Annotated in this window: 20 protein-coding genes and 2 pseudogenes; 8 read left to right on the top strand and 14 right to left on the bottom strand. The window is 55.6% G+C overall.

Annotated features, from left to right (window positions below; all coding sequences use genetic code 11):
• Positions 1 to 2 precede the first annotated feature (2 nt).
• The 5 genes and pseudogenes from tnpB to MMC1_RS03335 form a co-directional block, all read right to left on the bottom strand.
• The gene (gene tnpB / locus MMC1_RS03355; RefSeq protein WP_011712343.1) at positions 3 to 305 is read right to left on the bottom strand and encodes an IS66 family insertion sequence element accessory protein TnpB; all 303 of its coding nucleotides are present in this window, start codon (positions 303 to 305) and stop codon (positions 3 to 5) included.
• A 16-nt stretch (positions 306 to 321) separates the two neighbouring features.
• Positions 322 to 510 (bottom strand): annotated as a pseudogene (locus MMC1_RS20845) (IS3 family transposase); the annotation flags it as partial.
• Between the two features lie 65 nt (positions 511 to 575).
• The gene (gene ltrA, locus MMC1_RS03350) at positions 576 to 1,829 is read right to left on the bottom strand and encodes a group II intron reverse transcriptase/maturase (RefSeq protein ID WP_011712341.1); all 1,254 of its coding nucleotides are present in this window, start codon (positions 1,827 to 1,829) and stop codon (positions 576 to 578) included.
• A 526-nt stretch (positions 1,830 to 2,355) separates the two neighbouring features.
• Positions 2,356 to 3,323: pseudogene (locus MMC1_RS20840) on the bottom strand (IS3-like element ISMasp3 family transposase); the annotation flags it as partial.
• A gap of 101 nt (positions 3,324 to 3,424) precedes the next feature.
• Positions 3,425 to 4,330, bottom strand: coding sequence for a TauD/TfdA family dioxygenase (locus MMC1_RS03335; RefSeq protein WP_011712338.1), 906 nt, complete (start codon positions 4,328 to 4,330; stop codon positions 3,425 to 3,427).
• Between MMC1_RS03335 and MMC1_RS03330 the strand changes: the two genes are divergently transcribed.
• Entirely contained in the window at positions 4,329 to 5,720 is a 1,392-nt protein-coding gene (locus tag MMC1_RS03330; RefSeq protein WP_041640728.1) for a DEAD/DEAH box helicase, read from the top strand. The two genes, MMC1_RS03335 and MMC1_RS03330, sit on opposite strands and share 2 nt — an antisense overlap.
• On the top strand, positions 5,714 to 6,931 hold the full coding sequence (locus MMC1_RS03325; RefSeq protein ID WP_011712336.1) for a DUF790 family protein: 1,218 nt from the start codon (positions 5,714 to 5,716) through the stop codon (positions 6,929 to 6,931). Before MMC1_RS03330 ends, MMC1_RS03325 begins: the two co-directional genes overlap by 7 nt.
• Before the next feature lie 6 nt (positions 6,932 to 6,937).
• Here the strand turns inward: MMC1_RS03325 and MMC1_RS19555 are convergent, their stop codons facing one another.
• Complete coding sequence (locus tag MMC1_RS19555; protein WP_011712335.1) at positions 6,938 to 10,132, bottom strand: response regulator; 3,195 nt, start codon at positions 10,130 to 10,132, stop codon at positions 6,938 to 6,940.
• A gap of 242 nt (positions 10,133 to 10,374) precedes the next feature.
• On the opposite strand from MMC1_RS19555, the gene MMC1_RS03315 reads away from it, so the two are divergent.
• The 3 genes from MMC1_RS03315 to MMC1_RS03305 are packed head-to-tail and all read left to right on the top strand — an operon-like array spanning position 10,375 to position 12,035.
• Entirely contained in the window at positions 10,375 to 11,334 is a 960-nt protein-coding gene (locus MMC1_RS03315) for a glycerophosphodiester phosphodiesterase (protein WP_011712334.1), read from the top strand.
• Positions 11,335 to 11,343: 9 nt separating this feature from the next.
• Entirely contained in the window at positions 11,344 to 11,688 is a 345-nt protein-coding gene (locus MMC1_RS03310) for a hypothetical protein (protein WP_011712333.1), read from the top strand.
• Positions 11,685 to 12,035 (top strand): hypothetical protein, encoded by a 351-nt coding sequence (locus tag MMC1_RS03305; protein WP_011712332.1) that lies wholly within the window; start codon positions 11,685 to 11,687, stop codon positions 12,033 to 12,035. Before MMC1_RS03310 ends, MMC1_RS03305 begins: the two co-directional genes overlap by 4 nt.
• 24 nt (positions 12,036 to 12,059) lie before the next feature.
• Here the strand turns inward: MMC1_RS03305 and MMC1_RS03300 are convergent, their stop codons facing one another.
• From MMC1_RS03300 to MMC1_RS03265, 8 genes are all read right to left on the bottom strand, one after another.
• Positions 12,060 to 12,920: a symmetrical bis(5'-nucleosyl)-tetraphosphatase gene (locus MMC1_RS03300; RefSeq protein WP_011712331.1), complete on the bottom strand. Its 861-nt coding sequence runs from the start codon at positions 12,918 to 12,920 to the stop codon at positions 12,060 to 12,062.
• 7 nt (positions 12,921 to 12,927) lie between these two features.
• Positions 12,928 to 13,404 carry a CYTH domain-containing protein gene (locus MMC1_RS03295; RefSeq protein WP_011712330.1) on the bottom strand — a complete coding sequence of 159 codons (477 nt, stop codon included), beginning with the start codon at positions 13,402 to 13,404 and terminating at the stop codon, positions 12,928 to 12,930.
• The gene (locus tag MMC1_RS03290; RefSeq protein WP_011712329.1) at positions 13,394 to 14,161 is read right to left on the bottom strand and encodes a nucleoside/nucleotide kinase family protein; all 768 of its coding nucleotides are present in this window, start codon (positions 14,159 to 14,161) and stop codon (positions 13,394 to 13,396) included. The genes MMC1_RS03295 and MMC1_RS03290 overlap by 11 nt, the downstream gene beginning before the upstream one ends.
• Positions 14,162 to 14,172: 11 nt before the next feature.
• Positions 14,173 to 14,625 (bottom strand): CBS domain-containing protein, encoded by a 453-nt coding sequence (locus MMC1_RS03285; protein ID WP_011712328.1) that lies wholly within the window; start codon positions 14,623 to 14,625, stop codon positions 14,173 to 14,175.
• Between the two features lie 40 nt (positions 14,626 to 14,665).
• Positions 14,666 to 15,325, bottom strand: coding sequence for a thioredoxin family protein (locus tag MMC1_RS03280; protein WP_011712327.1), 660 nt, complete (start codon positions 15,323 to 15,325; stop codon positions 14,666 to 14,668).
• A 69-nt stretch (positions 15,326 to 15,394) separates the two neighbouring features.
• On the bottom strand, positions 15,395 to 15,859 hold the full coding sequence (gene rimI, locus MMC1_RS03275; RefSeq protein ID WP_011712326.1) for a ribosomal protein S18-alanine N-acetyltransferase: 465 nt from the start codon (positions 15,857 to 15,859) through the stop codon (positions 15,395 to 15,397).
• A complete protein-coding gene (tsaB, locus tag MMC1_RS03270) occupies positions 15,846 to 16,517 on the bottom strand; it encodes a tRNA (adenosine(37)-N6)-threonylcarbamoyltransferase complex dimerization subunit type 1 TsaB (protein ID WP_011712325.1) in 672 nt (223 codons plus the stop codon). The genes rimI and tsaB overlap by 14 nt, the downstream gene beginning before the upstream one ends.
• Entirely contained in the window at positions 16,514 to 18,496 is a 1,983-nt protein-coding gene (locus MMC1_RS03265) for a DNA repair helicase YoaA (protein ID WP_011712324.1), read from the bottom strand. The genes tsaB and MMC1_RS03265 overlap by 4 nt, the downstream gene beginning before the upstream one ends.
• A 171-nt stretch (positions 18,497 to 18,667) precedes the next feature.
• On the opposite strand from MMC1_RS03265, the gene MMC1_RS03260 reads away from it, so the two are divergent.
• The 3 genes from MMC1_RS03260 to MMC1_RS03250 are packed head-to-tail and all read left to right on the top strand — an operon-like array spanning position 18,668 to position 20,330.
• Positions 18,668 to 19,096: a 6-carboxytetrahydropterin synthase gene (locus tag MMC1_RS03260; RefSeq protein WP_011712323.1), complete on the top strand. Its 429-nt coding sequence runs from the start codon at positions 18,668 to 18,670 to the stop codon at positions 19,094 to 19,096.
• Positions 19,089 to 19,703, top strand: a complete 615-nt coding sequence (locus MMC1_RS03255; RefSeq protein ID WP_011712322.1) for a 7-carboxy-7-deazaguanine synthase QueE — start codon at positions 19,089 to 19,091, stop codon at positions 19,701 to 19,703. Before MMC1_RS03260 ends, MMC1_RS03255 begins: the two co-directional genes overlap by 8 nt.
• 6 nt (positions 19,704 to 19,709) lie before the next feature.
• Positions 19,710 to 20,330, top strand: a complete 621-nt coding sequence (locus MMC1_RS03250) for a thiamine phosphate synthase (protein ID WP_011712321.1) — start codon at positions 19,710 to 19,712, stop codon at positions 20,328 to 20,330.
• Positions 20,331 to 20,359 lie beyond the last annotated feature (29 nt).

The raw sequence follows: 20,359 nt of genomic DNA, 5'->3' as shown, positions 1-20,359 counted from the left end.
CTCTATACAATCGAAGAAAAATGCAGTTTATTGTGACCCTTCATTGCCGCCAGGTTGTAGCCATCAAGTAGCCAATTCAGCTGCCGCCCCGTGATTTGGATTTCTGCGGCACCTCCCTGGCGCAACCAGTGAAATCGGTCCTTTTCCAGCCGCTTTTGCCACAGGCAGAAGCCATTACGTTCCCAGTAAAGGATTTTCACCTTGTCCAATGATCGATTGCGAAACACGAACAGAGCCTCATCAAAGGGATTCAACTCCAGTTCTGCCTCCACCAATGCAGCCAGTCCGTTGTGATGTGGCAACACTAAAACGGACAGTGTTTTACGCGGACTTGAACCACTCTATTTCGTACTGAGAAGGACTCATATAGCCGATGGATGAGTGCTTGCGCTTTCGGTTATAAAAGACCTCTATATATTCAAAGATGATCTGTTTAGCCTCATCGCGTGTCTTAAAGTCACAGGATGAAACCAGTTCAACTTTGAGAGTGTGGAAAAAGCTTTCCGCTGGTGGTCGAGTAGACCGAGGGAATTTCACCCTCAGCCTCTCACAGAACCGTACGTGAACCTCTCAGCTCATACGGCTCTTGTCATCCAGCCCTGATATTTCCAATGCGCAAACAAAGATGGCTCTCTCTGGGCAACCCCTTTGAGCCACTTGTGCGCTCGGGTCTTGTGCCCACGGAGTTTCTTGAACTTACGCATTGCCCAGAAGGCAAGAGCGGTGTTTATCCGGTCCAATACAGAGTGCATCTCCGATCGACAGAATCGGCCATAATAGTTTATCCAACCTGTGATCACTGGATTTAAACGTCTTGCCAGTTCCTCAATAGAGTGCTGGCTCCTCGCTTGGAGCTTCCACTCCCGCCGAATGGTCTGCCGTAGAGATTTCGAAGCTTTCCGACTGATTGCCGGACTAAAGCTTACAAAAAGCTCTCCACGGTGGTTGCGTGATGACCTTGGACGAAAGGTATAGCCCAGAAAATCAAAGCTCTGACACGTCCACTCCCCTGACCTACGAGAATCTTTACAATAGACAACTCGCGTCTTTTTGTCGTTGAGAGACAATTTGCAGAGCTTCAAGCGCTGTTCAATCCTCTTCTTGATCCACTGCAACTGCTTCAAGGAACGGCAATGCACGACAATATCATCGGCATAACGCTCAAAATGAATGTGAGGATAATTCTCCTTCATCCACTGATCGAAACCAAGATGCAGAAAAATGTTTGCAAGCAGAGGGCTGATTACACCGCCCTGGGGGGTTCCCATCTCCCGATGAAGGATGGTCTCATCCTGTAGTTGAACATCTGCTTTTAACCACCTCTCGATGTAGAGCAGAACCCACTTACAATCTGTAAACCGCTTCACCGCACGCATTACCAATGCATGATCCAGTTTATCGAAAAACTTGCTGATATCCAGATCAAGCACCCAGTCATCCCGCCAACAGCGCTGGCGGGCCTGTCTAACGGCATCCAAAGCTGAGCGATTGGGACGATATCCATAGGAGTCTTCATGGAATTTTGGCTCCACCAATGGCTCCAGATATCGTTTCACAACCGCTTGCGCGATACGATCACCAATCGTCGGAATACCCAGCCCTCGCACACCACCATCTGATTTGGGGATTTCTACCCGCATGACAGGTGGTGGAAAGTAGCTGCCCGACGACATTCGGTTCCATAACCTATACAGCTGATTCTTCAAATCTTCTTCAAATGCCTCCATCGTTAGACCATCAAGGCCAGGCCCTCCTGAACTTCGTTTCACATCCAGATAGGCCTGCCACACTAACTCTTTCGGTATATCAAAAGCCTTTGTCGCATTCATAAGCTCCTCCCCTTTTGGGTTGGCTTATGCCTTTGACTGAATGACGCAGCCCCTTTGCTCCATGACCTTTCGGCCACTTCAACACTACTACGGGCTGCTCCGTCCCTGTGCTCCGCATCGGTACTCTTCTCCGCCAGGGGGCTGCCCTCTTGGATTTCTCCCTTATCATCGGAACGACAGGTTCCCACGTTCCTCATAAAAGCCTGTAATGAGCTCACGCCGTCTCCACACCGGATACCATTCAGCCCGTAAACAGGTGCCGTCTGAACTTGTCCTGGATCAACAACGCTATCCAGTTTTGATATCAGTTGAATTGCTTTTCGATGCGTCATCAACGGTTCACTTGCGTTCGTCTTCTCATTTCTCACATGACGTTTTCCACAACGCCTTTTCGCCGACGCTCACTACCAAGGCTCTTTACCTAAGCAGCTCGACGCTGTTTGAAACCCGGTCCTGCAACCCGATTCCGAGAGGCCACACTCTCATCTTTTATGAAGCACCTCCTATAAGGAGTTCGTGGCACACCGTTGTCCCAACAGTTACCACGGCGACTCATACTCTGTGTATAGCCTCTTTCATCCAGATATTTTCTCAAGAGTTCAGATGCATATTGGCTACCACGATCACTATGAACAATCAGCCCGGCCTCTGGGCGGCGCTTGAAAAAGGCCATGCGTAAAGCGTCTGTTACCAGTTCTGCTTTCATAGGGTCTGCCATAGACCAACCGACAACAGCTCTGGAATAAAGGTCAATCCAAACAGCCAGATAAAGCCAACCTTCCTTGGTCGGAATATATGTGATGTCACCAACATAGGCGTTATCAGGGCGTTCCGTATCGAATTGACGATCAAGAAGGTTAGGCGCTATAGGCAGTGCGTGATTTGAATCTGTCGTTACAACCTTATAACGCTTCTGAGCTTTACAAACCAAGCCAAGCTTCCTCTTGATTCTGGAGACGCGTCGGCGACTCACTCGTACACCATGCTCATTTAACGCTTTGCGTATACGCCGTGTTCCATAGGTTGATCGACTCACCTTGAAAATCTCTGCTATCCACTCTTCAAGCAGTTGATTCTCTTCAGCCTTACTCGTACTGGTTCGATTAAGCCAGCCATAAAATCCACTACGAGAAACATCCAGAACACGGCATAAAGACTCGACAGAGTAGCTTTTGCTATGAGCTTGAATAAAGGCGTACCTCACGGAAGGGATCTCGCGAAGTACGCACACGCCTTTTTTAATATCGCCTGCTCCTCCTCAAGCTGAGCCAGCTTCTTTTTAAGGCGCTTATTTTCTTCTTTCACTTCTAATATTTCATCTTTATCTCTGGATGTTAGCTTCTCATGAGATCGCTTTCTCCAGTTGTAGATATTCTTAGCTGATATGCCAAACTCCTCAGCAATCACTGGTATGGGCTTGTCAGAGCTCTCTACCATTTTGAGCACCTGCTCTTTGAACTCTGGGGCAAAATTTTTAGGACTTCTTCTGCTCATTGGACACCTTTCTGAATGAGGTCTCATTTTCCCTCATTTTTTGTGTCCTTTAAAGTGTAGCCCCATCACTACCGTGATGAACCGCACCCTCGCACCAGCCTTTACGCCGGGTCCACCCGATCCCAGCAACGAATGCGGTACATCAAGCGGTTGGCTTGGCCCTCGGGGGCGGCATCAAAATGGCCCCGGGTGTGTAGCACATTATTACAGATCAAACCCTGGCCAGGCTGCATGCGCAGATGGTGGGCATAGGGCTCATCCGTCGCATGCTTTAAGATCGCCTCCAACGCCGTCACTGCGGCCAACGTAGCGGCATCCTCTCGCCAGGCGATGCTAACCGTGCGGGCCGTGTAGCGCATATGCAGATAGCCGTTGGCATCCACACTAAACACCGGGCCAACACAGGCTGCCCGCACCACCTCGCCCGCGCGGTTGGTGCGGGCGGGAATGGTCAACACATCCTCAGCCATCAAGGCGCGAATATGCTCAGGATTTTGATCCCGCAGCCTTATATACATGATCTCATGATCCAGCAGATCATTTTCACCGCCCTGCTCGGCCTGTCTGGCGCAGTGTAGCGCCATGCCCCGAATGGTGCGCTCTGGCTCATTATAGTAGCCATCGGTGTGCCACTGAATGGCCTGGGCTTTATAGGGAATATAGTGCTTAAATGGACCATCATCCCGCAGGGTCAGGGCGCTGACCCCTTGGGCATCGGCCCCCTCATTATGGTCCACCCGCAAGCGCTGCATCACCTGTTTGAGAATCGCCATGGGCAGCGCCGTATCCTCCACCCTGCCCTGGGCTACCTGATAGAGCGCCATATTGCTGCGGGCGCATAGATCCACAATTCTGCCCCGCTCCAAAGAGCTAAGGTTGAATGGATCGGCAATCTCCACCATCATATCTTCAAGGGCCGGATAGGCGGCCAACTTGGCATGACGCCACTGGGCATACCCCTGTTCATTATCAGGATGAAAGGGGGAATCAACTGGAATAGGAAGCATGGTGCGTATCACCTTCAATCTGGGAACCTTGATCCTGCACGGTTCTGCGGAAGAGCTGGCCCTGGTGGCCGAGCATGTCACCTGGGATGACCGCATTCACGCCTACCGAGCCGAAGCCCGCTATTATGGCACGATTGCACTGGCCCTGCATCGCGCAAAGATCGCTTTTGACGATCAAGCGCGTGCCTTTGACAAACAGCCTTTTCAGTTGGTGAGCCCCCTACACCCCCGCCCGCACCAACAGATTGCCATTCAAAAGTGGGCAGAAAACAACCACACCGGGGTGGTGGTGCTGCCCACCGGTTCGGGCAAATCCTTGGTGGCCCGGCTGGCCATGCAGCGGGTCCGCCGCAATACCCTGATCACCGTCCCGACCCTGGATCTGATGCATCAATGGGTCGAGCAGCTACATGCGGCTTTTAACCAAGAGATCGGCATGTTGGGTGGTGGTGAACACAGCCTACACCCCATCACCGTCAGCACGTATGATTCCGCTGCCATTCATATGGAGCGTTACGGCTGCCGATTTGGTCTGCTTATCTGTGATGAGTGCCACCATCTGCCCACCCCCAGCACCCGGCTGGTGGCCACCATGTGCATGGCACCCTTTCGCCTAGGGCTTACCGCCACCCCAGAGCGCAGCGATGGCGGCGAAACCACCCTCTATGATCTGTTGGGTGCCCAAGTCCACCGGGTCGAGATTCAGCATCTCGAAGGGGAGTATCTGGCCAACTATGATCTGCATCAGGTACCCATTATCTTGGACGATGACGAGCGCGAAGTCTACGATACCGCCTACCACCACTATAAACAGTTTGCCCAAATCAACGGCTGCCGTTTAGGCTCACCGGGGGGATGGAACAACTTTATCATGCTCTGCACCCGCTCCAAAGAGGGGCGCGAGGCATTTAAAGCCTACCACACACAAAAGCGCATCGCCCGCGCCAGCCGTGCCAAACTACGCGCCGTCTGGCACCTATTACGGGAACACCGTGGCGAGCAGGCGATTCTTTTTACCGACGATAACGCCACGGCCTACGCCATTGGCGAGACCTTTTTTCTACCGGTTATCACCCATAAAACCCGCCTCGCCGAACGCAAGGCACTGTTGGATCACTTTCGCGCGGGGCAGATCCGCCACATGGTCACTTCTCGGGTGCTCAACGAAGGGGTGGATGTGCCGGATGTCGCGGTGGGTATTATTGTCTCGGGCACCGGTTCGGTGCGGGAGCATGTGCAGCGGCTGGGGCGCATCTTGCGGCCCCGCCAGGGTAAACAGGCGGTGCTCTATGAGCTGGTGAGTGAAGATACCGCCGAGACCTACACCAGCGCCCGCCGCCGCCAACATGCGGCTTACCAAAAAGAGCAAGGGGTGTTGGATCCATGCTAACCAAAGAGCATATGCGCTTTAGCCAGCGTGGCGGCATCCTGAAACCGGGTTTTATTGATGTCAATAACCGCACCCTGCTCAATGCCGTGGAGGCCCTTACCGAGCTTTTTCAACATGGGGCCGGTCTAACCCGTGCGGAGCTGGCCGAACAGTGCGAACCCATCATTGCCACCGGATTTAAAAACCCAAAAATATTAAGGGGCATCGAGAAGCTGCTGCTGGACCGTTGCCAGTTTGCCGAACCCGATGAAAGCGCCATGCAGCGGCGTAGCGCCATTTTTGCCAAAGCTGCCGAGCTGCTTGAGCAAGCTCATTTGGAAGAGTTGCCCCGCTACCGCAGCGCCATTGGCCAAGCCTTTAACAGCGATCCTGAGCAGTTGGCAGCGGCGCTCTATAATGATTTGCCCGAGCGTCAACCGCTGCTTACCTTTCGCCCCTTACAAGCGCAAAAAATGCTCTACCGCTACAATGCCGCCCAGGTCCAAGGGCTGCTGTTGCGGGCGGAGCGCTTAACCCTCACCTTTAATGCCAACGACCCCGGCACACTGCGGCTGCTGCTGCAACAACTGCGCTTTCACCGGCTTTTGGCCCGTGTCACCCGACTGCCCCATGAGCAGGTAAAAATGGTGCTGGATGGCCCCGTCAGCGTCTTGGAGCAGACCCAAAAATATGGGCTGCAACTGGCGCTATTTTTCCCCATTCTGCTGCTCCAGAAAGGTTGGAGCCTAGAGGCGCTCATCCGCCCCCAAGGCAAACCCGCCGCCACCCTTAAACTCGATCCCAGCGCCCCGTTAAGTTACTGGAACAGCCATACCCGCGCCTACCGGCCCGATGCGGAATTTGCCCAGTTTGCCGCCAATTTTCGCGAAAAATTTCCCGACTGGACGGTGGATGAACACCCCCCCTTACTGGATTTGGGTCAGCAAGAGATCTGCGCCCCGGATATGGCGTTTCATAAAGGGGAGCACCCCTTTTATCTGGAGCTGTTTCACCGCTGGCACGCCACCCCCTTGCTGCGCCGCTTGGAACACCTCAGCAAACGGGGGAGAGACAAGCCACCCCTTATTCTTGGGGTTGAACGCTCATTGTTGAAAAACAGCCAAGTGGCCCAAGCCCTAGAGAGCAGTCCGCTGTTTGCGCAGCGCGGTTTTATGTTTCGTGATCTGCCCTCTTCCCGCACCCTAGCTAAATTGCTCGAAACACTTATTTAGCCAAAATTAACCCAGGAACCCTTGCAACTTTTGCAAAAAAACTTGCTTACGTATGGGTTTGGTTAGGTGCCCATCACAACCCGCCTCTAAGGATTTAGACTCGTCCTCTTTCATGGCGTGGGCAGTCAGGGCCAAAATAGGGGTGCGTTTTACCCCTTGTGCCTGCTCCCAGGCACGGATATGACGGGTCGCTTGCAAGCCGTTCATCACCGGCATTTGTAGATCCATAAGCACCAGATCAAACGGTTCTTCTTGAAAACGCTCAAACGCCTGCTGACCATCCCCCACCACACTGATTTGGTGCCCTGTTTCTTCCAAATAGGCTTCAATCAACAGGGCATTTTCTGGCACATCCTCGGCCAGCAAAATTTTAAGCCCTTTCTGCGGCCCGGACTCCACGCCCTGCCCAAGTACAGGAGCATCCTTGACACCCTTGCCTGACTGCATCAACTGGGCGATGGTTTGACGTAACAGCTGCCGCTTGACCGGCTTTAACAAAAAGGTCACACCCATGCTGTTGGCCCGCGCCGCCGCCGCCGGCTGTTGATCGGAACTCAGCATCAGTAGAGGCATGTTGGGCACCATCTCCTGGATACGCCCGGCCAGGGTTAAGCCATCCTCTGAGGGCATATGAAAATCCAACACCGCCAGATCAAAGTTTGCCTCGCTCACCTGTTGCATGGCCGTCTCGCCTGTGGCACAGCCCACCACCCGGGCCCCCTCTTGCTGCAAGAGCTCCGTATAAATTTCGCGGTTGTTGGCGTTATCATCCACCAACAACAGGTTCGCCCCGTGTAGCGGCACCTGCTGACGAACAGCCGCCACCATGCCATGGCGTCCCACCGGCAACACCAACTGTACCGTCGCGGTCGTACCCCGACCCAACGCACTCTCCAGTTGAATATCCCCCCCCATTTTGCTCACCAAGCGCTTGCAAATGGTCAAGCCCAAACCGCTGCCACCATACTGCCGGGTAATGGTGGAGTCCCCTTGGGTAAAGGGTTCAAAGACCCGCTCGATCATCTCTTCGGCCATACCCACCCCGGTATCGCGCACCTGTAACAGAACAGCCCCCGCCGCCGAACGGGCAGCATCGTGGCGAATATCCAACATCACCTCGCCATGCTTGGTAAACTTGACGGCATTAAACAACAGGTTAAATAAAATTTGGCGCAGACGTTTTTTATCTCCGATCAATACCGGTGGTAACAGCGGGTCGATGCGCATGAGTAGAATCAGCCCTTTATCATGGGCCGAGGATGTTACCACCTCGCACACCTCCTCCACCAAGGCTTCCACCTCAAACGGTGCAGGCTCCAGCTCCAGTTCACCCACTTCTATACGGGAGAGATCCAGAATATCTTCAATCAACTCCACCAGGGTTTCCCCCGCATGCTGGCTGATGCTCAGATAGTGGCGCTGTACCGGACTGAGCGCGGTCTCTCCCAACAGATCCCCCATCCCCATAATGGCATTAAGCGGAGTGCGAATCTCATGGCTCATCACCGCTAAAAACTCACTTTTGGCGCGGTTGCCTGCATCGGCCTGCTGGCGGGCACTCTCCAAGCGCTGCTCATACTGTTTACGCTCGGTCATATCCAGCAAGACGCCGTAGAGCACCTCGGCCCTACCCGCTTCATCATAGACCGCTTGCCCACGATCCATCACCCAACGTGGTTTGCCGTCGGTGTGGTTAACACGATACTCCAGGTGATACACAACCCCCTGCGCCAGTGCTTGATCCAAGGCTTCTCTCACCCTGGGCCAATCCTCGGCATGCACCACACTGCTAAAACTACGCTCATGATTTTCAATAAAGCTGTCAGCTGCATAACCTGTCAGCTCGGCAATGTTGTCACCCAAGCTGTACATGGTACACAAGGGATCTGGGGCACACTTATAAAAAGTACCGGGTAACGCTTGTACCAAAGTGCGGAAATGCCGCTCGGACAGGCGCAGTTTCTGTTCGGCATCCAAGCGTCGTGAAATATCATCAAACAGCACCACCGCACCCACCACCCTCCCCCCCTGATGCATGGGGTGAATGCGCATCTCCACCGGGAACACGCTACCATCCTGGCGCTGTAGATACTCTTGAGCCAGGTGCACCGGCTCGCCACTGGCAATGACCTTGCAGCCGGGGCAATCGCTGTGGGGCATATGCGTACCCTGTTCATCGGCACGATGGCACAGGGTATGGATATCCCGACCCACCAGTTCGGTGCTGCTGGCATACCCCAACAACGCGACCGCCGCAGGGTTACACTGAATGCAAATACCCTGGGTATCAATAGCATAGATCCCTTCGCCGGCAGAGTCCAACAGCAGCTCGATCTGTAACTGACGCTCTTGCACCTCGCTCTCTCGCAGCACCACTGTACTGGCCATATCGGTCAAGGTGTGAAGCAATATCTGAAATTCACCCGGTTGCTCTTCAAACTTGGGCAACTCCCGAGTCTGTCCAAATTTGCGCACCGCATGTGAGATGGCCTCCAAGGGCTGGCCCACATCCCGCCTTAAAAAAAAGCTGATGGCAAAAAAGGCTGAGCCAAAGATCAGCAGATGGATTAAACTATTTTCCAAAAATTGCTGTTTAACCAAACGGTTGATGTGGGCGGCGGGCAGCTTAATACTCACCACGCCACGCAGATCCCCAATCTTGTAGTCAAAACCGGTGCTGTACATTTTTTGAATGGCCGCAGGCGCTTTTTCTTTAGCCCCATGACATTGCATGCAGTAAGGTTCGATCCAGATGGGGGTGGCGTAGTGGTAGTAAGCCTCGCCATTTTCCTCTTGATATTGGGTGAACCAGCGTTTTTCTTCGGGATTTTGGCGAAAATGGGCCATCGCCTGTTGCTCGATACCCTTGGCCCTTTGCTGCTCATTGCGGGGTTTGTCGGACACATTATTAAAGCTCACCCCACCTTTAAACCAAGTCGGGAACTCTTTGGAGATGCGATTGATCGCATGGGCCGGCAACAGCGGCACGGTATCGGACGATAGGGGAATATGGCTATCAAGAAAGGCATGATGGTAGACCCGCCGGATGGACATTAGAAGACCCTGCACAATCTCTGCTTGCGTGCGCAAACTCTCCTCGGCATACGCCTTTAACTGATAATAGGAGCGCACCTCTACGGCACTAAAAGCCACCAACAGAAAAAACGCGATGAGCCCCAATACGCGACGCTGTATCCCCATGCCGCCCCCCATGGGCATGGCGCAAGCCTAGCCCAGCAACCTGTGTGCGATCCATTAGAGCACGAGCCATGCCCTTTCAACACTGCCAGTATGTCATACTTTTTTTTAAAATTCTCCTCGTTATTTTAACACAATACAATCCAACACCATAAAACCAAGCCCAAACAAAAAGGGGTACCGAATACGCACATTTGGGTTACACTAGGGTCACTCTACCGCCCTTGGTTTGCGAGGAACGCCCCATGCTCTCCTTACTGCATCGCTGTCAGACTACCCGAGTGATCGCCCACCGGGGGGCTCGCGCTTATGCGCCAGAGAACACCCAAGCTGCCTTTGAAAAGGCTGTTACCCTGACCGGGGCCGATGCCATTGAGTTGGATGTGCAACTCAGTGCCGATGGTGTTGTCATGGTATGCCATGACGATACCCTAACCCGTACCACCAACGCCGCCCACAAGCTCCCAGCTGCCCCGGGCGGGGGCTATCCGTTGCACCACTACAGCGCCGCCCAACTGCTCCAGTTGGATGCCGGGAGCTGGTTTGTCAAAGCCCATCAGGATGCCCTGCAAGGCCGCCCCGCACCGGCCTATCTGCACCAGCGCCAAGCCGACGAACTCCACTGTTATCTCAGTGATGACGATCTGCGCCACTACGGTTCGGGCAGCGTGACACTACCCACCTTAGCCAGCGTTTTAACGTGGGCACAACAGGCGCATGTTGAGCTTAATATTGAGATAAAAGAGGGCACCTCACCCGCCGATGGCACCCTCGCCCAGCAGGTGGTGGCGCTGGTGCAGCGCCATGGGATGGCTCACCATACGCTGATCTCCTCGTTTAGCCGCCAGCAGCTCCAGCATCTCCGCAAATGGGATGCTCAACTGCCCATTGCCCTATTGGCGGACCGCCCCCAGGCCCATGTGGAGGAACAGTTACGCGCCCTTGGGGCCAATGCCTACCACCCGGGCTGCACCCCACCCGATGATGCCCTAGGCGATGCCGCCGAAGCCCACATTGCCCAGTGGCAAAAAGCCGGTTTTGCCATTACTTTATGGACCTGTAATGATAAATCGCACATGGCACGCTGGATTGACGCCGGGGTCTGCGGTATCATCAGCGACCTACCCAACCGGGTGCGGGAGATGGTGATGCAACAGACCACCCACCCCCGCAAAATTGCGTACCCTGCAACGACGGAAAACTGAGATTGCCCCATGATGGATTACGTTGCTAAGCTGTTTGCCAATAAGAGCCCTAACCAGCAGCAGGTCGGTGGTTTTCTGCTGCACTATGTGATGATGAGCTTCTACTTTGGTGTTATTTTGCTGCTGTTTACCCTGCTCTTGCTGCTCCAGATAGAGGCCCACGTCATCGACCGCGTTATCAGCGTGCCGATCCTCTTTTTTGGTCTTGGCCAATTTCTGTTTACCCCCTTTGTGGTCAAGGCATTGGCCGAACGCGACCTGCCCAATGCCACCCGTGGACTGCAAAAAGCGGCGGGCACCCTGGTGGTCTTTAATATCCTTGTGATTGCCCTCAAGCTGGAGCTTATCGGATGAACCAAGCGCAACTCAGCCTTATAGACAAACTGGTGCTGTGGGCCAAACCCTGGACGGGGATCAAGCAGTATGCCGCCGGCGTGGCGGTGCATCTGTTGCTGTTTGTACTCTACTTTATGCTGGCCATTTTGGTGGGTCGAGTGGCACACATGGCCCCCTTGCTGGAGCCTGTGCATATTGCGCTCTACTATTTTTTTGGTTTTGGACAGCTCATCTTTGTGGTGCCCCTCATCCGGCGTGCCCGGCGGGAGGGGATGAAGCACTATATTTTAGGCATGCTCAGTCTTACCAATGCCTTAATCTTTTTTAACCTAATCCTCTACTTTTTTGTCTATCTCAAAGCTTAGCCGCGCACGGAATGGCCACTCTGGTTATGCCTCATCCTGGGTATAACCAGGGCAGCAAACCTGAGCAATGGGATGTTCTGGATCGTCCAAACGCAGGGCGGTAAGCTGCCCCCCATAGACACAGCCAGAATCCAACCCCAAGCTATGTTGTTTGAGCTGTAAACCCGCCATCGCCCAGTGACCGTAGAGCACCTTCTCCCCCGCTTGCCACCCACGCTGGGCAAACCACGGCTGATAGGCACACTCTGGCGCGGGAAACCCATAAGGCTCAATACCCTGCTGCTTGAGCTGTTTGGGCCAGATCAGCTGCCCCTCGCGGTTGCATAGGCGCATGCGCGTTAATGCGGTCATAACAAAGGCGCTACGCTCCAAAGGGTCTGCCTCGGGGCCAGGGTCGCGCTGGGGCAAACCCCGTCGTAACATCCCAAACAGCCCTATAATCCCTGCATCATCCCGCAGATAGGCCACCGTCTGTTGCGCCAACGCCTGCGCCTGAGCAAGGCTCCAATGGGCCGGTATGCCCGCGTGCACCATATAGGCCCTGCTCAGCGGCTCTTGCACCATTAACGGCATCTGCCGCACCCACTGATAGAGACTCGACCGATCCTCTGCCTGCAAATAATCCCGGTGCCAATGGTGTTCACTGGCCGGTAGCGCCCCATGCTCCAAAGCCAGCAGACGCACCTCATGGTTGCCCAGCAGCGTCACCGCCTGAGCCCCTAGGGATTGCACCAAACGCATGCAATCCAAACCATGGGGACCACGGCTTATCAGATCACCGGTAAAATAGAGACGGTCTGCCGCCGGATCAAAGCGGATCAACGCTAACAGCCGTTGCAACTCATCCAAACACCCGTGCAGATCACCAATGGCATAGACCGCCATAACCCGCCTACCCCTCTGTCGACCACCGACGGTACGGGTTGCTCACCAGCGAGGCATTGGCATAACGATGATCCTCCGTCACCTCCTGCCCGACCCAATCGGGCAGCTCCACCGACTCATCCTCCGCAGAAAGCTCCACCTCGGCAATCAGCAGACCCGCATTTTCACCGATAAATTCATCAACTTCCCACATATGTTGGCCATGAGGAATGCAGTAGCGATGTTTTTCGATCAAGGGTTGATGGCACAGTTCGTCCAGCAACAAAGCGGCCTCATCCAAGGGAATTTCATACTCAAATTCCCGCCGTTTTGCCCCCCGGGTTAACCCTTTGATGGTCAGACTGCCCCGATCCCCAGCGATGCGCACGCGCACCACCCGCTCTTTATCGGTGCTCAGAAAACCCTGGCGGTAGAGGGTGCCTGTTGCCAACCCGCGCCAGCCATCGTGGCTCAGTAAAAATTTTCGCTCGATCTCAAAGCTCATCCAACATCTTTCCCGTAATCAGTGCTTTATCCCAATGTTCAAGACGCCCATGCAGACGCTTGCCTTGCAACAGTCCGGCAAAGGTCTCCATGGTGCGGCGGGCGTCGCCAATGGGGTGATAAAAGGCATCCCAGTTATCATGCCCCTCGCCATCATGGTTGGCGATTACCGCGTCATAGTGGTGGGCCTGCGCCATCTCCGCCAAAGCCCGGGTAGCGCGTCGCTCCACATCCTGCAAATCGGGCAACCCCAATGGCCCTTTCCATTTAGAGGTCCGATGCAGCAGTTTACGGCGCATCACATCCGCCACAAAATTTTTCAGATCCACCCCAGGCACACACTCCTTCAAGTGTATAATCTCCGCTTGAGAGAGGGGGGAGAGAAAAATTTTCAGGGTTTCATAGCGGTCAAACAGGCCGATCTCCCGCAATTTATTGACCAGGTAGGTGTTGCCCTCAAACAACACATCCTGCCCCTCCCCCAGCGCTTTATCGATGGCCGCCAGATCCACACACTGAAGTTCGCCACGGGATTCAAAGCTCAGATAGCCCTTTTTCTGACCGATCTGGTCAATTCTCTTACGGGTACGAAAATGGTAATCCACCCCATCCCGCTCATGGGGGCGCGGTGCTCGCTCACTGTAGAGCACCACCCGCTGCATATGGGCGAGCAGCTCGGGATAAAACTTCGCCATGGCCGCCATCAACGGCCCTTTGCCCACACAGGCTGGCCCGGAAAGTATGATAAAACGTGCCATGTGCTGACTCCTTATAGGGCAAAGGTCTTTTTAAAAATGGCTTGGTGAATATCGCTCAGACTGACGATGCCCACCAGCAACTGCTTGTCATCCACCACCGGCAGCCGCCGGAAGTGGCGGGAGGTCATCCGCGAAGCGGCATCCAATACCGGATCTTCCGGGTTGCAGGTCATGACCGAGGCGATCATAACCTCTTCGACCGAGCGGCCCATCACCTCGGGATAGGTAGCCTCCATCGCCTCAAAATCGTTGCCCTTGACCGGGTCGGCCAGATAGTCCGAATAGCTGGGTAGCAGCGCATTGAGAATATCCTTCTCCGAAACAATGCCCACCAACCGCCCCCCCTCTTCGACCACCGGCAATCCGCTCACTTTTAAAGCACAAATTTGCGAGGCCACACTTTTAAGATCATCGTGCCGACGGGCCGTCCGTACATGGGTGGTCATGACATCTTTAACACGCATGGATCTCTCCTATCGCGCTCTATTGTGTTAAACCCCTCATTTAGTGTACCGTCGGCACACCACCGGAGTTTTCATCCAGCTCATCCAACGCCTCTCGCGCAATCTCCCGCACATCTTGATTTTCATCATCCAGGCGAGCTTCCAGATAGGGTACCGCGCTGCGATCCTTGGTTAATGGGAGATAGTGACAGGCATCCCCCCGAATGCGGGGATCCCGATGCTCCGTCAACCGGCACAACCCCTGGGTAATGGTTTGTGCCAACCCGCTGTCTTGTAACTCTTCCAGCACCACGCCAACCCCCAAGCGGGTGTTGATACCCACTTTATCATCCCCCAGCAGATCCACAAAGGCTGCCAGATGTTTGGGTTGGTTGCGCACCATGGTCTCTACCAGTTGCCGCTGCCCCGACGAAAAGAGATGATCAAAGTAAAGCGCCATCCCCTTGGGGTCACGGCGTTGCGCCAACCAATGGCGCAGCTCACCCAGGCTCATGGCACCACTAAACACAAAGGGGCCCAAACTTAACCACGGCACACTGCGCACCCCCCGCGAGGCCGCCTCTTCGGGGAAAAAATGCACATTATAGATCTCCAATTTAGCCAATTCACCCTGCTCCAACAGTTCATTGAGGGCTTTAAGCATGCTGCTACAGTGGGGACACCCCGGCCCCATCAACAATATGGCTTGTGGTCTTGGCATGGTTTAACACCCCCTTTGGCAACCTTACACATATTTCCCCCGCACTCTAAAGCAAATCCATCCCAGGGGTCACTGATTGATGGTATCGGCCCCCAGCGCTAATCCCATCAATACGGCATCTTCGCGGCCATGTTGGCCCAAAGGGTAGTAGCGGGGCCGCACCCCCAGATGTTTAAAACCGAGCTGCTCATACAGACCAATGGCTGCACCGTTAGAAGCCCGCACCTCCAGCTCCAACTCCGCACCGCCACGCTTGGCAACCCCTTGGATTAAAGCCCGCATCAACTGCCCACCATAACCTTGGCGGCGCTGTTGCGGGTCGACCCCCAAGGTCATCACATGCCAGCTTGCATATTGATCTCGGGCAATGGCAAAACCAAGCAAGACCCTATCCTGCTGTGCCACCAGCGCAACGCTTTGCGCACCCAACTCCTCGGCAAACATCGCCTGGGTCCAAGGCCTCGGTGAAATATGGTAATCCAGCCTCGCCAAAGCCTCACAATGGTGTGACAACAGGGGACTAATGTGCATCATGCTGCGCGGCCTGTCGCTGCAAAAGGTTCTCCTCGGCCTCGCTGCGGCGCAAATAGAGCGGCTCTAACAGGGCATCTTCGTTGACCGCGAGACGCGCCCCCAACCGCGCCAGTGCCAGGGGCTCCACCAAGCCCGGCAAAACCTCACCTATGTTCCGCTCGGTCAACAGCGGGCTGAGCAGCGCCACGCCGCTACCGCACAAACGCATATCGGTTTGCACCAGCGCCACCGCCTCTTCAGGCGTCTGTTTTTGCGGCGGCTGTTGGGGTGTGCCATCCCCAGCGAAGGGCTGCACAAACAGCTCACCCCGGCGGGCATCCATCACCACCAGCAAGGGCTGCTCACTGGGCGCCACCGAGACAGCAATGGCCTGCGTGGTGGAACAGCAGACCAGCGCTGTGCCGTGGGCAATGTGCCACCCCTTGGCAAACCCCATGGCAATCCGCACCCCGGCAAACGAGCCCGGCCCCCCCGTCACCACCAAGCGGCGCACCTGCTGCGGCTGCACCCCGGTGCTGGCCAACAGCCGTTGTACCATGCCCGGTATAATCTCCAGATGCCCACCCTTGGCCACAAAGCGTTCCTGTGCCAGCAATTCTCCCTGCTCCACCAGGGCCACACACCCTTCTGGGGTTGCCGTATGTAGGGCTAAAATCATGGATTCACCTCGTCCATTAGGGGGCTTGCCGTAGGCTCTTGGGCAAAAAAGTGTTGTACCTCCTGCAAATCATAAATGCAGGTCGCCGGAGGCAGACCGTTGATAAAGCGTTTGCCATAGGGACGCCGACTGATGCGGGTATCCAGCACCGCAATCACCCCCCGATCACTGCGGCGCCGCAACAGCCGCCCCGCCCCCTGCTTTAGGGTAAGAATCGCCTGGGGCACCGATAGTTGCATAAAAGGGTTGCCGCCCTCGCTCTCACAATACCGGTTGCGTGCCGCACTGATGGGATCATCCGGGGGGGTAAAGGGCAGCCGATCGATCACCACCATGGAGAGGGCCGCACCGGGGATATCCACCCCTTCCCAAAAGGTACTGGTGCCCAACAGAACCGAGGCCTCATGATTTTTAAACATCTCCAGCAGCGCCCGTTTGGGACGCTCCCCCTGTACATAGACCGGGTAGGGAATGCGGCTGGGTAAAAGCTGTTGCACCTGCCCCATCATGCGGTAGCTGGTAAACAGACAGAGTGCCCGCCCCCGGCTGGCATGCAGCAGATCCACCAACTCTTCCATAAACATGGCGGTAAAACCCGGCGCGGTAGGCTCCGGCAAGCGCCGGGGCAGATAGAGCCGCGCCTGGGTTCCATAATCAAACACCGGCGGCAGTTGCTCACAGGTGGCCACTTGGGCATCCAAACCCAACTGCTGCATAAAATAGTGAAAACCCTTCTCACCCTGCCCGGTGGCCAAGGTGGCCGAGGTAAACACCGCGCACTGCACCCGGGGATAGAGCATCTCTTGCATGGTCAAGCCCACATTCAGCGGTGACGCCTGCAAAAACACCCCTCGGTTGCGGGTTTCATACCAGTAGACCCGCGCGGGATCATCCAGGGTGCGGATAGAGCCCGAGGCGATCAACAGCTTCTCCAGACGCCGCCCACAGCTCGCCATACCAGCGCTGCGTTCAAGATGGGGCTCTAACAACTCCGCCAGTTTATGCAGGGCCTGTTCCGCCATGACCAGCGCCCGGCCCGGCTCCTCTTGCAAATGGTGCGGGGCTAGGGCATCCCGCACATTTTCTACGGGAAAGGCGCTGCGTAACAGTGCGGCCCGCTCTTCGATCACCGTTAAATGGTGGAGCAGATCCAGATCATCCATGCCCACCATATCCATCTCACGGCGGCAATCCCTGGCCAGCTCCAGCATTTGAAAATTACTCACCTCTAAACCAAAAAACCGGGTCACCACATCGGGTATCTGGTGGGCCTCATCAAACACGACCACCTGATACTCGGGCAGGATCTCCCCAAAGCCCCCTTCGCGCACCGCCAAATCGGCAAAAAACAGGTGATGATTAACCACCACCAACTGCGCCTCTTTGGCCCGTGCGCGGGCCTTAAACAGATAACAAGCTTGCAGGTCAGGGCACTCCTGCCCCAGGCAGTCATCCCCATTGGTGGAGAGTTCAGGCCAGATATCCAACCGCTCGGGCAGCTCCTTGAGCTCATCCCGATCCCCCTGCACCGTGGTGCTGGACCACTGCTCAATCGCCTCCAACCACGCCCGCGCCTCATGGCGTAACAGGCTACGGTTGGCGCGCATCTGGGTTAAGCGGTGCAGACAGAGGTAGTTGGCCCGCCCCTTGAGCAGGGTGGCGCTAAATCGGCTACCCACCACCTGCCGCAACAGGGGCAGATCTTTTTCCAAAATTTGATCTTGCAGCGCTTTGGTGGCGGTGGAGACCACCACCTTTTTGCCCATGGCCAGCAGCGGCAGCATATAGGCCAGGGTTTTGCCCGTGCCGGTACCGGCCTCCACGATCAAAAGATCCTGTTGGTGGGCCGCACGGGCGACCAGTTCAGCCATACGCACCTGGGCAGCACGGGGTTCGTAGCTCTCCAGACACTGTGCCAAGGCGCTTTGCGGACCAAACAGCGCGTGGGTCCAACTCTCGATTTCGTCCATAGTTACCATACAAGCCCAATAACGCGCCTACAGAGGCGAAACGGTGATGATGACGCCCCGCCGCGCCAAAGGCAACGCGCTTTGATTGACGCTGCCCCATCCCCCCCCTACAATGGCTCTGTTGATGGGTAAAAACACCCCCCTTTATTCACACCATTTTTTTAGATACCGAGATGGACCATGAAGATCGCCCGCATGTTTAAATTTGAGTCCGCCCATCGCCTGCCTTACCATGACGGCAAGTGTCACCGACTGCATGGACACTCCTATCGATTAGAGATGATCTTCTCAGGAACCGTCCGCCAACCCGATGAAAAAGATCCTCAATCTGGCTTTGTAGCCGATTTTGGCATCGTCAACGATCTGGTTAAAGAACAGCTTATTGACCGCTATCTTGACCATCGTGACCTTAACGCCTCGGTACCAGGCATTCCCTATACCTCGGCCGAATATCTGTCGGCCTGGATTGTCGGCTGGTGCATGCGTGAGCTGGAAGGACACCCCCAATTGGGGGATCTAAAAATTGAGCGGGTCAGAGTGTGGGAAACCATTAACGCCTGGGCCGAAGCCGACCGCCAAGATGCCGAAGGGATGAACTTTCATGTCTGACACCTATGCCATCTGTGACATTTTCCACTCCATCCAGGGCGAAGCCACCCATACCGGCCTGCCCATGGTCTTTATCCGTTTTTCCGGCTGTCCACTGCGCTGTAGCTGGTGCGACGAACCGCTGCACCGACAAGCGGACAAAGCGGAACACCTGACTCTAACACAGCTGCGCAGCCGTATTTTAGAGCTTGCCCCCCATACCACTAACCTACTGCTCACCGGGGGTGAACCCCTGATGGCCCCCCACCTGGACCGTTTGGTGGACTACTTTAAAGATCAGGGCTATTGGATCGCCATGGAGACCTGCGGCGAAGGCGGCGAGATTCCAGCAGAGGTGGATTGGGTCACGCTCTCCCCAAAAAATCAACTGCCCCAATCTCTCTACGAGCGGGCCGATGAGGTCAAATTAGTCCTGGGGGCCGATGCCGACCAAAGCGATAAAGAGCGCTTAACCCAGTGCCACCACCCCAATTTGTGGCTGCAACCCCGTGCCCTGCCCACCGGACCTGACCCTATGGCGGTGGCGCTCTGTTACCGCTGGGCGTTGGAGAGCGGAGGGGCGTGGCGACTCTCGCTACAGACCCACAAATATATTGGCGTGCCCTAACGCCTCATGCGTGCCCCTAGGTTGCTCATTATTGCCGATCTCCAAGCCTGCCCGCCCTGGTCCCAGTGGCTACCCGCCGCCCTCGCGGGGGGGGCGCGGCACCTGCTGTTCCGGGCACCCGGCATGGAGGATGCGAGCTATCTCCAGATTGCCCAGCAGCTGCACGCCCAACTCACCCCCCATGGAGCCATGCTGCTGCTGCACAACCGCCCCCATCTTTTACCCAAACTGCCGGGTGCAGGCCTGCACATGAGTGATGGCCCGCCATCCTTAACCGCCATCCGCCACCAAATCGGCCCGCAGGTCTGGTTAGGGCGCTCCTGCCACACCCTGCACGGGGGCCAGCACGCCTTTGCCCAAGGGGCCGATTACATTACCCTCTCCCCTCTTTTTCCCACCCTCAGCCACCCTGGGGCCGCCCATTTAGGGGTGGCCCAATGGCAGCAGTGGGCGGCCCAACTACCCGGACCGGTATTGGCATTGGGGGGCATTACCGCTGACAATGCCCACCTCGCCAGGGCCGCTGGTGCCTATGGTGTGGCCTTAATCCGTGGCATTTGCGGGGTTAGCGACCCCCAAACCATGACGGCACGGTTGCTAGGCCGGGAAATTGGGGCAAAAGAGTGACCCTAACCACTTTTTTATTGATCCCCCCC

This window comes from Magnetococcus marinus MC-1, from assembly GCF_000014865.1.
Classification (GTDB): domain Bacteria; phylum Pseudomonadota; class Magnetococcia; order Magnetococcales; family Magnetococcaceae; genus Magnetococcus; species Magnetococcus marinus.
The sequence above is the reverse complement of the archived record's forward strand: the minus strand, read 5'-3'. Positions and strand labels throughout refer to the sequence as shown.